Origin of the sequence: Bordetella flabilis (genome assembly GCF_001676725.1) — a bacterium.
In the GTDB taxonomy this organism is placed as follows: domain Bacteria; phylum Pseudomonadota; class Gammaproteobacteria; order Burkholderiales; family Burkholderiaceae_B; genus Bordetella_C; species Bordetella_C flabilis.
In genome coordinates this window covers 5,309,094-5,323,121 of record NZ_CP016172.1, presented here as the reverse complement: position 1 = coordinate 5,323,121, position 14,028 = coordinate 5,309,094, and the positions used below count along the sequence as shown (strand labels likewise).

11 protein-coding genes are annotated in these 14,028 nt (G+C 66.8%); 4 read left to right on the top strand and 7 right to left on the bottom strand.

The genetic code is table 11. The features are described 5' to 3' along the window. Position 1: 1 nt before the first annotated feature. On the bottom strand, positions 2 to 925 hold the full coding sequence (locus tag BAU07_RS23695; protein WP_066663299.1) for a LysR family transcriptional regulator: 924 nt from the start codon (positions 923 to 925) through the stop codon (positions 2 to 4). A gap of 163 nt (positions 926 to 1,088) precedes the next feature. After that, positions 1,089 to 2,597 carry a threonine ammonia-lyase, biosynthetic gene (gene ilvA / locus BAU07_RS23690; RefSeq protein WP_066663292.1) on the bottom strand — a complete coding sequence of 503 codons (1,509 nt, stop codon included), beginning with the start codon at positions 2,595 to 2,597 and terminating at the stop codon, positions 1,089 to 1,091. Positions 2,598 to 2,766: 169 nt separating this feature from the next. Between ilvA and BAU07_RS23685 the strand changes: the two genes are divergently transcribed. The 3 genes from BAU07_RS23685 to BAU07_RS23675 all read left to right on the top strand — a co-directional run bounded on the left by BAU07_RS23685 (position 2,767) and on the right by BAU07_RS23675 (position 8,423). After that, positions 2,767 to 3,297 carry a YqaA family protein gene (locus BAU07_RS23685; protein WP_066663289.1) on the top strand — a complete coding sequence of 177 codons (531 nt, stop codon included), beginning with the start codon at positions 2,767 to 2,769 and terminating at the stop codon, positions 3,295 to 3,297. Positions 3,298 to 3,553: 256 nt separating this feature from the next. Then, positions 3,554 to 7,519, top strand: a complete 3,966-nt coding sequence (locus BAU07_RS23680) for a DUF3683 domain-containing protein (protein WP_066663286.1) — start codon at positions 3,554 to 3,556, stop codon at positions 7,517 to 7,519. A gap of 214 nt (positions 7,520 to 7,733) precedes the next feature. After that, positions 7,734 to 8,423 carry a GntR family transcriptional regulator gene (locus tag BAU07_RS23675; protein WP_084025949.1) on the top strand — a complete coding sequence of 230 codons (690 nt, stop codon included), beginning with the start codon at positions 7,734 to 7,736 and terminating at the stop codon, positions 8,421 to 8,423. 21 nt (positions 8,424 to 8,444) lie between these two features. Here the strand turns inward: BAU07_RS23675 and BAU07_RS23670 are convergent, their stop codons facing one another. The 4 genes from BAU07_RS23670 to BAU07_RS23655 are packed head-to-tail and all read right to left on the bottom strand — an operon-like array spanning position 8,445 to position 11,506. Continuing rightward, positions 8,445 to 9,212, bottom strand: coding sequence for a LamB/YcsF family protein (locus tag BAU07_RS23670; protein WP_066663280.1), 768 nt, complete (start codon positions 9,210 to 9,212; stop codon positions 8,445 to 8,447). Between the two features lie 35 nt (positions 9,213 to 9,247). Next, positions 9,248 to 10,318, bottom strand: a complete 1,071-nt coding sequence (locus tag BAU07_RS23665; protein ID WP_066663277.1) for a 5-oxoprolinase subunit C family protein — start codon at positions 10,316 to 10,318, stop codon at positions 9,248 to 9,250. Then, positions 10,315 to 11,064 carry a 5-oxoprolinase subunit PxpB gene (gene pxpB, locus BAU07_RS23660; RefSeq protein WP_066663274.1) on the bottom strand — a complete coding sequence of 250 codons (750 nt, stop codon included), beginning with the start codon at positions 11,062 to 11,064 and terminating at the stop codon, positions 10,315 to 10,317. Before pxpB ends, BAU07_RS23665 begins: the two co-directional genes overlap by 4 nt. A 10-nt stretch (positions 11,065 to 11,074) precedes the next feature. Further along, positions 11,075 to 11,506, bottom strand: coding sequence for a VOC family protein (locus BAU07_RS23655; protein ID WP_066663272.1), 432 nt, complete (start codon positions 11,504 to 11,506; stop codon positions 11,075 to 11,077). A 199-nt stretch (positions 11,507 to 11,705) separates the two neighbouring features. On the opposite strand from BAU07_RS23655, the gene BAU07_RS23650 reads away from it, so the two are divergent. Then, positions 11,706 to 12,593: a LysR family transcriptional regulator gene (locus BAU07_RS23650; protein ID WP_066663269.1), complete on the top strand. Its 888-nt coding sequence runs from the start codon at positions 11,706 to 11,708 to the stop codon at positions 12,591 to 12,593. On the opposite strand, the gene serA is transcribed toward BAU07_RS23650, so the two are convergent. After that, positions 12,590 to 13,789, bottom strand: coding sequence for a phosphoglycerate dehydrogenase (serA, locus tag BAU07_RS23645; protein WP_066663265.1), 1,200 nt, complete (start codon positions 13,787 to 13,789; stop codon positions 12,590 to 12,592). The genes BAU07_RS23650 and serA overlap by 4 nt on opposite strands. Positions 13,790 to 14,028: the final 239 nt, after the last annotated feature.

Sequence of the window (14,028 nt, the reverse complement as noted above, 5' to 3'; positions counted from 1 at the left end):
GTCAGTTGGCCAGTTGGACCAGGCCCTGGCGAGGTTGCTCGTTCAGGCGCGGCTGGATGAAATCCAGGAAAGCCCGTGTCTTGGCCGGGATGGTCCGCGACGGCAGCAGGGCGAACAGCGGCATGGGCGTCAGGCTCCAGTCGTGCAAAACCCGCACCAGCCCCGCCCGGGCGATGGCCGTTTCCATGGCGTCGAACACCGGCAGGGGCACAATCCCCATGCCGTTGCTGGCCAGGCGGGCCAGCATGCCCATGTTGTTGGCGATCAGCCGGCCGAAGACCTGCACCCGCACCACGCGTTCGCCGGAGTGCAGCATCCAGTACGAGGAATTGCCTTCGCCGCTGGGAAAACGCAGGCAATCGTGGTGGCTGAGATCGCTGGGGATGCGCGGCGCGCCGTGGCGCGCCAGGTAGTCCTGCGACGCATACAGCTGGTGCGACATCAGCATGATCTGCCGCGAGATCAGGCTGGAGTCGGGCTGCTGGCCGAAACGCAGCACCAGGTCGAAGGGATTGCTGATCGCGTCCACCGGCCGGCCGCTCAGGTCGAATTCACACTGGATATCGGGATACTGTTCGGTGAACTCTCGCATTACCACGGGCAGCACCAGCTGCGCCAGGCTGGCGATCATGGAAATGCGCAGCCGCCCCTTGGGCTGCGCCGCCATGTCGTGCAACTGTTCGTGCGCGACGCTGGCTTCCTCGATGATGTGCCGGCAACGTTCGAAATACAGCGCGCCGGCCTCGGTCAGTTCGATGCGCCGCGTCGTGCGCGTGAGGAGTTGCATGCCGATGCGGCGCTCCAGGTCGCTGACGCGCCGCGACAGCGTGGCCGCGGGCATGCCGAGCGCCTCGGCGGCATGGCTGAAGTTCTTGCGCTTGGCGACTTCGACGAACAACGCAATGTCATTGAGCTGGATGTCCATCTGGCGTGTCTGCTGGGCCTGCCACGGTCGGAGACCACGGCCTGTTTATGGACCCTGGAGGATAAAGTCCCCGCGGGATAAAGCGCTGCAGGGATGAATTTCTCGCAGGATAAAGCGCTGCAAAGATAACCTCCCAGAATAAAGTGGCCGGATAAAGGCGGGCCTACAGGATAAGCTTGTATGCCGGATTTTCCGTCTCGTTCCAGCACGGGTACGCCAGTTCGGCGATGAATGCCTTGAACTGCTTCTTGTCGGCGGGCGGCACCTGGATGCCGACCAGGATGCGGCCGTAGTCCGCGCCCTGGTTGCGGTAGTGGAACAGGCTGATGTTCCAGTTCGGGTTCATGGCGCTGAGGAATCGCATCAGCGCGCCCGGACGCTCGGGAAATTCGAACCGGTAGATCAGCTCGTCGTGCGCCAGCGCCGAACGTCCGCCGACCATGTGGCGCAAGTGCGTCTTGGCCATTTCGTCGTGCGTCAGGTCCAGCGTATCGAAGCCATGACGGCGGAAGTTGGCGGCCAGTTTTTCCGGTTCGGACGGCGACGACACCTGTATGCCGACAAAGACGTGGGCGCGCACGGCGTCGGAGATGCGGTAGTTGAACTCGGTCACGCTGCGGTCGCCCACCAGTTCGCAGAATTTGCGGAAGCTGCCGCGCTGTTCCGGCATGGATACGACAAACACGGCTTCGCGCATCTCGCCCACCTCGGCGCGTTCGGCCACGAAGCGCAGGCGGTCGAAATTCATGTTTGCGCCGCAGGCGATCGCCGCCACGGTCTTGTGCTTCCACTTGTGCTGCGCCAGGTACTGCTTGGCGCCCGCCACGGCCATCGCCCCGGCCGGTTCCAGCACGCTGCGCGTGTCCTGGAAGACGTCCTTGATCGCCGCGCAGATGGCATCGGTATCGACGACCACGAAGTCGTCGACATACTGGCGCACCAGCTTGAACGTCTCCGCGCCCACCTGCTTGACCGCCGTGCCGTCGGAGAAAAGGCCGACATCGCCCAGCACGACCCGGCGCCCGGCGCGCACGCTGCGCAGCATGGCGTCGGAATCTTCCGTCTGCACCCCGATGATTTTCACTTCGGGCCGCAACTGCTTGATATAGGTGGCCACCCCCGCGATCAGCCCGCCGCCGCCGATGGCGACGAAGACGGCGTCCAGGCTGCCGGGATGCTGGCGCAGGATCTCCATGCCCACCGTGCCCTGGCCGGCGATGACGTCCGGGTCATCGAAAGGATGGACAAAGGTCAGCTTCTGCTCCTGCTCCAGCGTCTTGGCATGCGTATAGGCGTCGGAGAAACTTTCCCCGGCCAGGACTACCTCGCCTCCCAGGCGGCGCACGGCGTCCACCTTGACGTCGGGCGTGGTGGTCGGCATGACGATGACTGCCCGGCAGCCGAGCTTGCGTGCCGACAGCGCCACCCCTTGCGCATGGTTGCCGGCGGACGCGGCGATGACCCCGCGCGCCAGCGCAGACGGCGCCATATTGGCCATCTTGTTGTAGGCGCCACGCAGCTTGAAACTGAAGACCGGCTGGGTATCTTCCCGCTTGAGCAGCACCGTGTTCGAAATTCGCTGGGACAGCAGCGTGGCCGGTTCCAGCGGCGACTCGACGGCGACGTCGTAGACTTTCGAAGTCAGGATGCGTTTCAGATAGTCGGTTGACATGGACTGCTTGGCGGGTTGACGAAAGCGTCGGGCAGATTAACACAGCGATCCGGCGCGGTTCCGGGCGTATGGCCGGCGTACGCGGACGCTGGCAAAGTACCCGCAGGCGGGCCGCCAGCAGGCGTCTCGCGGCGGCGGCGCGTCCCCGTTGCCGGCTACACTGCCGGCCATGGAAGCCGCCTTGATGTCCTCGGTGAACTGGCTTTTGGGAATGCTGGCGCTTCCCAACGTCGGCCTGAGCGCAATCTTCATCATCAGCCTGGTTTCGGCCACCCTGCTGCCGCTCGGTTCCGAGCCGGCGGTGTTCGGCTATGTGAAGCTGGCGCCGGACATGTTCTGGCCCGCCGTCATCGTGGCCACCGCCGGCAATACGGTTGGCGGCGCCATCAGCTATGCCATGGGCTGGGGCGCCTGGCGCGCCGCCGAGCGCTGGAAGGCAAAGCACCCGCACCGGGCGCACGAGGCCCGCACCCATGCCGACCACGGGCGCTGGCACCGCCACGCCCACGACTGGCTGCACCGCGTGGGCCCTCCGGCCCTGCTGCTTTCCTGGCTGCCGGCCGTCGGGGATCCCTTGTGCGCCGTGGCTGGATGGCTACGCCTGTCGTTCTGGCCTTGCATGGTCTACATGGCTATCGGTAAATTCCTGCGCTATCTCGTGATGACCGGCGGCCTGATCTGGATGTTTCCCCACGCGTAATTCCCGCAAGGCCGGTCCGGCCAGGCTTGGCAGGCATCCCCTTCGCGTGAACGGCCGCGGCACAGGCGGCAGCCGGCGCCAATAGCGCCTGCCGCGTCGGCTGCCGCCGGACCGCCGCCGCGACCCGCCCGAGCGGGCGGCCCGCGCTCAGCGGGATGTCAGCCAGAAGCGGCGGTTGGGCTGCCCTGGGGGCATCCCAGGGGCACGCCCGGCCGATGGCATAAAATAGTTTTTTAAGGGCAACCCCTCAGCTTCCATGAACGCCCCCCTCGCCAGCCAGATCCTAGACGCGGCGACTGCGCCGACACCGGGCGCCCGCCTGCGTGAAATTCCCTACAACTACACGTCGTTTTCCGACCGCGAGATCGTCGGCCGGCTGCTGGGCGAGGACGCCTGGCAGCTCCTGGCCGACCTGCGCGCCGAGCGCCGCACGGGCCGGTCCGCGCGCATGTTGTACGAGGTGCTGGGCGATATCTGGGTAGTGCGGCGCAACCCCTACCTGCAGGATGACCTGCTCGACAACCCCAAGCGTCGCCGGATGCTGATCGAGGCCTTGCATCACAGGCTGTCGGAGATCGACAAGCGGCGCGAACCGGGCCGCATCGAGTTCCAGCAGGGGCGGGACCTCTACCGGGACGAGAAAGTCCTGCAATTGATCGAGCGTGCCCGCGCCGCGATCGCCGGCTTCGAAGCCGAGTTCGACCAGACGGCGCAATTGCGCAAGCAGGCGCAAAAGGTGCTGGGCCGGGTCACCGCCCGCGACAATATCAAGTTCGACGGCCTGTCGCGTGTCTCGCACGTTACCGACGCCACCGACTGGCGCGTCGAATATCCCTTCGTGGTGCTGACCCCGGACAGCGAGGACGAAATCGCCGCGCTGGTGCGCGGTTGCTTCGAGCTGGGCCTGACCATCATCCCGCGCGGCGGCGGCACCGGCTATACCGGCGGCGCCATTCCGCTGACCTGGAAGTCCGCCGTCATCAATACGGAGAAATTCGAGACGCTCGGCAAGGTGGAGCTGACGACCCTGCCGGGCGTCGAGGCGCAGGTGGCCACGGTCTTCACCGGCGCCGGCGTGGTCACCAAGCGCGTCGCCGACGCGGCCGCGCAGGCCGGCTATGTGTTCGCCGTGGATCCCACGTCGGCCGAGGCCTCCTGTGTGGGCGGCAATATCGCCATGAACGCCGGCGGCAAGAAAGCCGTGCTGTGGGGCACCGCGCTGGACAACCTGGCCTGGTGGCGCATGGTGGACCCCGAAGGCAACTGGCTGGAGGTGACCCGGCTCGAGCACAACATGGGCAAAATCCACGACGTGGACGTGGCCAGGTTCGAACTCAAGTGGTTCGACGGCCGCGGCAAGCCCGGTGCGACCCTGTTGCGCAGCGAGGTCCTGGAGATAGCAGGGCGTGTCTTCCGCAAGGAAGGGCTGGGCAAGGACGTGACGGACAAATTCCTGTCCGGCCTGCCCGGCGTGCAGAAGGAAGGTTGCGACGGCCTGATCACGTCGGCGCGCTGGGTGCTGCATCGTATGCCGGCGCATACGCGCACGGTCTGCATGGAGTTCTTTGGCCAGGCCCGCGACGCCATTCCGTCGATCGTCGAGGTCAAGCACTACCTGGATACCGAGGGCAAGCAGCGCGGCGCCATCCTGGCGGGACTGGAACACCTGGACGAGCGCTATCTGCGCGCGGTCGGCTATGCCACCAAGAGCAAGCGCGGCGTGCTGCCCAAGATGGTGCTGATCGGCGACATCGTGGGCGACGACGAGGACGCGGTGGCCCTGGCCGCCAGTGAAGTGGTGCGCCTGGCGAATACCCGTCACGGCGAAGGCTTCGTCGCGGTCAGCGCCGAGGCGCGCAAGAAGTTCTGGGCGGACCGTTCCCGCACGGCGGCCATCGCGCGGCACACCAACGCCTTCAAGATCAACGAAGACGTGGTGATTCCGCTGGACCGCATGGGCGAATACACCGATCACATCGAGCGCATCAATATCGAACTGTCCACGCGCAACAAGCTGCGGCTGCTGGACGAACTGGAAGCCTTCCTCGCGCAGCCCTTGCCGGTGGGCAAGGCCGAGGATGCCGAGGATGCGGAGATCACGCGCGCCGAGATCCTGGCCGAACGCACCCGGCAAGCGCGCGAACTGGTGGCGGCCACGCGGGAACGCTGGCACTGGCTGCTGACCCAGCTCGACATGCCGCTGACCCGGGCGCTGCCGGACCTGGCCAACCTGGGACTGGGCCCCATGCAGTCCGTGCTGGCCGACCGCATCGCGGCCCAGCCGCAGGCGCGGGTCTTCGACGTGGTGCAGGACCGCACCCTGCGGGTCTCCTGGAAAACGGAAGTCCTGGCGCAGTTGCAGCGCATCTTCTCCGGTGCGGCGTGCAAGAAGGTCCTGGACGAAATGTGCGCGATCCACGCCCGGGTCTTGAAGAGCCGGGTCTTCGTGGCCTTGCACATGCACGCCGGCGACGGCAATGTGCACACCAACATCCCCGTCAACTCCGACGATTACGGCATGCTGGGCGAGGCCAACGAGGCGGTGGCGCGCATCATGCGCATCGCCCGCGACCTGGACGGCGTGATCTCCGGCGAGCACGGCATCGGCCTGACGAAGTACGAGTTCCTGACGCAGGAGGAGCTGCAGCCCTTCCAGGACTACAAGCGCCGCGTCGACCCGCATGACCGCTTCAATGCCGGCAAGCTGATGCCCGGCGCCGACCTGACGCGTGCCTGGACGCCCAGCTTCAACCTGATGGGCCACGAGTCGCTGATCATGCAGCAGAGCGACATCGGCGCCATTTCGTCGTCCATCAAGGATTGCCTGCGCTGCGGCAAGTGCAAGCCGGTGTGCGCCACGCACGTGCCGCGTGCCAATCTGCTGTACTCGCCACGCAACAAGATCCTGGCGACGTCCTTGCTGGTCGAGGCTTTCCTGTACGAAGAGCAGACACGGCGCGGCATCAGCCTGAAGCACTGGGAAGAATTCGAGGATGTGGCGGACCACTGCACCGTCTGCCACAAGTGCTACAACCCCTGTCCCGTCGATATCGATTTTGGCGATGTGTCGATGAACATGCGTGCGCTGCTGCGCCGCATGGGCCGCAAGTCCTTCAATCCCGGCACCTCGGCCGCGATGTTCTTCCTGAACGCCAAGGACCCGGCCACCATCAATGCGACCCGAAAGGCCATGGTGGGACTGGGCTACAAGGCGCAGCGCGCCGCCAATGAGCTGTTGTCGGGGCTGGTGCGCAAGCAGACGCGGAAGCCGCCGTCCACCGTGGGCAAGCCGCCGCTGCGCGAGCAGGTCGTGCATTTCGTGAACAAGAAGATGCCCGGCGGCCTGCCCAAGCAGACGGCCCGCAAGCTGCTCGATATCGAGGACGCGAACTACGTTCCCATCATCCGCGATCCGCAGAAGACCTCGGCCGATACCGAGGCGGTCTTCTACTTCCCGGGTTGCGGATCCGAGCGCCTGTTCTCGCAGGTCGGCCTGGCCACCCAGGCGATGCTCTGGCATGCCGGCGTGCAGACCGTGCTGCCGCCCGGCTACCTGTGCTGCGGCTATCCGCAGCGCGGCAACGGCATGAACGACAAGGCCGAACAGATCATCACCGACAACCGCGTGCTGTTCCATCGCGTGGCGAACACGCTGAACTACCTGGACATCAAGACCGTGGTAGTCAGTTGCGGTACCTGCTACGACCAGTTGGCGGGCTATGAATTCGAGAAGATATTCCCTGGCTGCCGCCTGGTCGACATCCATGAATACCTGCTGGAAAAAGGCATCAAGCTGGATGGCGTGGAAGGGGTGCGCTACATGTACCACGATCCCTGCCATACTCCGATGAAGCTGCAGGACCCGATGAAGACCGTGAAGTCGCTGGTGGGCGATGCGACCATCAAGAGCGATCGCTGCTGCGGCGAATCGGGCACCCTGGCGGTGAGCCGGCCGGACGTGTCGACGCAGGTGCGCTTCCGCAAGGAAGAAGAACTGCGCAAGGGCGGCGATGCCGTGCGCGCCGACGGCTTCGACGGCGACGTCAAGGTATTGACCTCCTGCCCCTCCTGCCTGCAGGGACTGTCGCGCTACCAGGGCGATACGGGTATGGAAGCCGACTATATCGTCGTGGAGATGGCGCGGCACATCCTGGGCGAGGATTGGATGCGCGGCTACGTCAAGCAGGCGAACGCCGGCGGTATCGAGCGGGTGCTGGTCTAGGCCAGCCTGGGCCGGAAGGCCGGGCTCCCGCCTCGCCTGCGGGCGCCAGCCTGACGTCCCGTGCCCTTGTTCCCTTGTCTCCGAACCGCGGGGCTGGATCGATGGCGCCCCTGCCCGTGCCCGGCCGTGGTGTATCGATTTCTATCTGGTTGTATCATCGTACCAGTGGGCGGAAACGCTCCACGGGATATCCATCCCGGCACCGAGGAGACCCATGGAAATCAATGCGCTGGCGACGATCCCGTACGTGCTGTACGAGCAGATCCGTCAAATGATCATCGACGGCACCTTGGCCCCGGGGCAGCCCTTGCGGGAGCAGGAACTGGAGCGCCGTTTCGGCACCAGTCGCAGCTCCATCCGCGAAGCCTTGCGTCTCCTGGAACTCAATGGGTTGGCCACGCATGCCCAACGCCGTGGCTTCCGGGTCGTGCTGTACACCGAACGCGAAATCCGCCAGCTTTACCTGCTGCGCGCCGAGCTGGAGGCCTACGCCATCATGGAACTGGCCGAGCAGCAGGACCTGGCGCCCTTGCTGAAGCGCGAACGCCATCTGCAGGATCGCCTGGCGCGTTGCGACCCCGACCGGGCTGTCATCGATTATCTGAAGCTGGTGCGCAATTCATTCGTGGAAATCGTTGCCTTCGTCTGTAATAAGCCCTTGAGCGATGCCGTGAACCGGCTGAACGAGCGCTGCGAGCCGTTGCGCTACAACCTGCTCCGGCGTGGCTATTCGGACGTGCGCGCGTCCGCATCCTACGTGGACCGGGTCATCGACGCGCTGCACCGGCGCGACTTCGCGGTGGCTGCGGCGTTGCGGCGCGAATGCGCGCACTGGATCCTGCCGATGGTGTTGCGGGCCTATGCCGAAGCGGTCTATCCGCCCGCCGGCGACCTTCCTGCCTGATCGCCGGCGTGCGCCGGACGCCTAGGCCTGGCCGGTCGTCCGGACGGCGATGCCGGCTTTTTCCAGCGCCGCCCGTATGCCGTTGGCGAAGTCCAGCGCGCCCGGCTGGTCACCGTGGATGCATAGCGTATCGGCCTGGACCGGCACGTCCTTGCCGTTGACCGAGCGCACCTTCCCTTCGGTCACCATGCGCAGCACCTGCGCGACGGCGGTGTCCACGTCTTCGATCATCGCGCCGGGATGGCTGCGCGGCGTCAGCGAGCCGTCGTCCTGGTAGGATCGGTCGCCAAAGACCTCTTGCGCCACGGGCAACCCGACTTCCGCCGCCGCGCGGACATGCTCGCTGCCGGCCAGGCCGTACATGACGAGGCTGGCGTCGACATCCCGTATGGCGCGGCAGATCGCTTCGGACAGCTTCCGGTCCTTGGCGGCCATGTTGTACAGCGCGCCGTGCGCCTTGACGTGATGCAGGCGGGCGCCCTGCGATGCGGCCACGCCGGCCAGGGCGCCGAGCTGGTAGACGACGATGTCATAGGCTTCCTGCGGGCTGACCTGCATGACGCGGCGCCCGAAACCGGCCAGATCCGGCAGGCTGGGGTGCGCGCCCAGCGCCACGCCGCGCGCCAGGGCGGCCGCCACGGTGCGGCGCATGGTGCCGGGATCGCCGCCATGGAAGCCACAGGCGATATTGGCCGACGACACGTACTGCAGTACGCCTTCGTCGTTGCCCATGCGCCAGGCGCCGTAGCTTTCGCCCATGTCGCAGTTCAAGTCGATCGATAAGGCCATGGCATTGCTCCGTCTGTTCGGTTGTGGATGAGGCGCTACGGCGCCGCGTCGGCTATTACGCTGCGCGCGTATTGCTCGCGCAGCGGCGCCAGGGCCGCCGCCAGGCGCGCGAAGGCGGTTTCCCGTTCGCCGTCCAGGCGCTGCGCATCGTCGATGGTAATCATTTCGAAGCGTATGGTGCTGCCCGGCGCGGTCTGTGCCAGCATCGACAGATCGATCGTTGCGACCTGGGCGATCTTGGGATAGCCGCCGGTGGTCTGCCGGTCCGCCATCAATACGATGGGGGCGCCGTCGGCCGGCACCTGTACCGTGCCGAAGCAGGTGGCCTCCGACAGCATCTGCCGGGGCGACTGCATGGCCAGCTCCGGTCCAGCCAATCGGTAGCCCATGCGCTCGGACTGCGGCGTCACCCGATATGCCTGGCTGGTGAATGCGTTGCGCGATGCCCGCGTGAAATCGGCCCACTGGCGCCCCGGCAGGGCTCGCACGGTGGTTCGCAGCTGGGGTATCAGCGGCGCCGGCAGGTATAGCCGCGTGTCCCACAGCGCCTGTTCCAGGGCATCCAGCGCCGCGGGGTCCAAGGCGGCGCGCAGCCCGATGACGTCGCCCTTGGCCAGGGCACGGCCGTGATATCCGCCAAAGCCGCTGCGCAGGTAGGTGCTTTCGCTGCCCATCACCCGTGGCAGCGCATAGCCGCCATGCACGGCCAGGTAGGCGCGCAGGCCCGGTACGCCGGCGGGGGCGCCCGGCGAAGTGCCGGCCCCCGGCCCGCCGTCGGCCGGCGCGGCGGGGCCGAAGCCCAGTACATCGCCGGGCCGGGCCAGCAAGGGCCGGTTGACGGGTATGGGCGCGCCGTTCAGCACGGCGCCCAGCGTGGCCCCGGCGAGCGCGAAACAGGCCGGTGCGTCGAAGCGCAGCAGCGGGCCTTGCAGCGTCATTTCGAGCGTCGCGGTGCGTGCCGGGTCATTGCCCACCAGCAGGCTGGCCAGCCGGTGCGCGCGGGCGTCCATCGCGCCGGCCACTGGAATGCCCTGGTGCTGGTAGCCCACGCGCCCCAGGTCCTGGAAGGAAGAAAGCAGGCCGGGCTTCAATGCCGTAATGCTCATGGCGGTCCCGCCTTGGCGTCGCCGTCCTGCTCCTGGGCGCGCATGCGGGCAAAAGTGGCGGCATCGATGGGAACGAAGCGGACCCTGTCCCCGGGCTGCAGCAGGGCTGCCGGCTCGCGCGCGGGGTCGAACAGGCGCAGCGGCGTGGCACCGATGATGTTCCAGCCGCCCGGCAGCCGGCTGGGATAGATCACGGTCTGGCGATTGGCGATGGCGACCGAACCCATGGGCACGGCCGTCCGCGGCGAAGCGCGGCGCGGCAGGTTCAGCCGCGCATCGTGCACGCCGATGTAGGGATGGCCGGGCGCGAAGCCCAGCGTGTACACCATGCTGCCCGGCTGCGTGTGCAGGGCGATGACTTCGTCCGTGGACAGGCCGGCGGCGCGGGCGACCTCCTGCAGGTCGGGGCCATGTTCACCGCCGTAGCACACCGGGATGTCGATATCGCGCGCGTCCGCGTCGGCGCTGGGGATCCCGCGCGCCAGCAGCGCTTCTATGCGCCCGGCCAGCTCGGCGAAACGCGGGCCGCGCCCGTCCGGCCCGGGTGCGTAGTGCACCGCCACGGCGACGAAGGAGGGCACGACGTCGGTCACGCCCGGCAGGGCGGCGTCGCGCAAGGCGCGCGCGACGCCCAGGCAGGTGCGCCCGATGCCGGCGTCGATGGCGTCGCCGAACACCAGCACCAGGCAGCGATCGCCCTGGGGATGTATGCGCCAGGCGGGCGCGGGATGCCCGGCCAGGTCCACGCCAGCCCGCCTACTTGGCGAAGAGGGAATCCATGTTCTTGAAGGCCTTGAATTCCAGCGCGTTGCCGGACGGATCCAGGAAGAACATGGTCGCTTGTTCGCCGACCTCGCCCTTGAAGCGCACGTACGGCTCGATAACGAACTTGGTGCCTGCCTTGGTCAATTTGTCGGCCATGGATTCCCATTGCTCCATGGACAGCACGGCGCCGAAGTGCCGCACCGGCACATCATGGTCGTCCACGGCGCTGGTCTGCTTGTGCCCGCATTCGTCGGGTGCCAGATGGGCGACGATCTGGTGTCCGTAGAAGTTGAAATCCACCCATTCCGGGGCGCTGCGCCCCTCCGGACAGCCCAGCAAATCGCCGTAGAAGGCGCGCGCTTCGGCGATGTCGCGCACGGGAAAGGCCAGGTGGAAGGGGGGCATGGCGGGTTGGGCGCTCATTCGGTACTCCAGGATTGCGATCAATAGGACAGGCGGCCGGCGGAAGGACCTCGGTGGCGCATGGCGCCCGGGACCGTCGACGCGCGCACCAACGAACCGTGCAGGCGCCCCGCCAAGAGAACAGAACAGCTGCGTAGTTTAGAGATTGTTTTTTTGATAGGAAAACGATATTTTTTGGTACTTAGGATAAAAAATTTCGATGCTCGCCGAATTCCATACTTTCGTCGCGGTGGCCCGCGAGGGCAGTTTCACCGGCGCCGGCCGGCGCCTGGGCCTGACGCAGTCGGCCGTCAGCGCGCAGATCCGCCGCCTGGAGGAATTCGTCGGGGTGGCGCTGTTCGACCGCACCGCGCGGTCGGCCGTGCTGAACACCGCGGGCCGGGAGATCCTGGCGCAAACCGAGGATGTACTCGCCCTGGTGGACCGCATGGTCACGCAGGCCGGTGCCGGCCATGTCACGGGCTCCTTGCGCGTGGCGGCGATCGCCTCGGTGCAACAGGACCTGCTGGTCCGGGCATTGCGCGCTTTCCGCGCCGAGTTTCCCGACGTCAGCGTGCGCATCGTGCCGGGTGTCTCGCTGGCCCTGCTCGGCCAGGTGGACGCCGCCGAGGTCGACCTCGCGGTTCTGATCCGGCCGCCTTTCAACCTGCCGCCCGAGTTGTCCTGGCAGCCGTTGCTGGCCGAACCCATGGTCCTGGCCGTGCCGGCCGCGATGGCCGACATGTCCTGGCGCGATGCGCTGGCCACGCAGCCCTTTATCCGATACGAGCGCGCTTCATTCGGCGGCCGCCTGGTCCACGCCTTCCTGCGCCGGCACCGCATCGCCGTGCACGAGGCCGTGGAGCTGGACGAAATCGACGCCATCGCCAATCTGGTCCGTGCCGGCCTGGGCGTGGCACTGATGCCGCATGCCCGGCATATGGATACGGCAGGACTGCGCCTGGTCCCGCTGGGCGCGGCGGGCTTCGAACGCGAGATCGGCGTGGTCATCCGGCGGTCGGCGGACCCGGCCGGGGTGGCGGCGCGCATGGCTGCGTGCCTGCAGGCCGCCATGGCGCCCGAAGAAGGCGCCGCGGCCGTTCCCTAGATCCGTTGGCAGCGGATCGTCACGGGATGGCTGCACAGCGTGGTCATGATCTGCTCGTTTACGACGCCATCGACGTCCGTAATGACATAGCCGATCTCGCCTTGCGTCTGCAGGTTCTGGGCCAGTATGTTCAAGCCATGCTGGGCGAGTAGGTTGTCCAGCGTGCCCAGCGCGCCCGGCACGTTCTTGTGGATATGCAGGATGCGCGCGGTGCCGGCGGGCTCGGTGAACGGCAGCTCGGGGAAGTTGACCGCGCCCTTGGTGGTGCCGGTCTGCAGGTAGCGCACCAGTTTTTCCGCGACCTCGCGGCCGATGTTTTCCTGGGATTCCTGGGTGCTGCCGCCGATGTGCGGCGTCAGGATCACATTGCGCATGCCGATCAGCGGGCTTGCCAGCGGTTCGTCCACGCTTTTCGGTTCCGTCGGAAACACGTCCAGGGCGGCGCCGGCCAGATGCCTGGACGACAGGGCGCCGTGCAGGGCGTCGATATCCACCACGGTGCCCCGCGACGCGTTGATCAGAATGGCGCCCTGCTTCATCTGCGCCAGCGTCTGGGCGTTGATGATGTTGGCAGTGCTGCGTCCGCCCGGTACATGCAGCGTGACCACATCGCTCTGGGCGAGAAGTTCCGCCAGGGTATTGACCGCGTGCGCATTGCCCAGGGGCAACTTGGCTTCCACATCGTGATAGATAACGCGCATGCCGACGCTTTCGGCCAGCGTGCCGACTTGCGATCCGATGTTGCCGTAACCGATCACGCCCAGGGTCTTGCCCCGCGCTTCAAAGGCTCCGGAAGCCGTCTTGTCCCAGTGTCCGTGATGTACGCGCTCGTTCTTTTCCGGGATGCGGCGCAGCAGCAGGATGGCCTCGGCCAGCACCAGTTCCGCCACGGAGCGGGTGTTCGAGAAGGGCGCGTTGAAAACCGGCACGCCGTGGCGCATGGCGCTGTCCACATCGACCTGGTTAGTCCCGATGCAGAAGCAGCCCACCACCCGCAAGCGCCGGAATTGCTCGAATACGCCGGCGTCCAGGTGAGTGCGAGACCGGATGCCGACCACTTCGGCGTCTTCCAGCGCCGCGCGCAATTCCGCGGGCGGGAGGGAAGAGGCGTAGGTCTGGATGTCCGTGTAGCCGGCGTCGCGGAACACGGCGACGCCGCTGGGATGGATATTCTCGAACAGGACGATCTGCGCCATGCTGCTTGCTCCCTATGCAAAATGAAACCGCCACGGCGGCGGGCCGGCGGGGCAGTGGGGCGCGTAACGGCGCCCGGAGACAACCCTGCCGGACCTGGCGACGGGCGCAACCATCATGCCAGGGCAGGGCGGTCCCGCGCGGGGTAGCCCCACCCCCAGGAGGGCGAATCGGCCGCGCTGCGGCGGCGACGAGGCCACGGGCGGTCCCATGGGCATGACCATGGGCATCAGCGGGACGA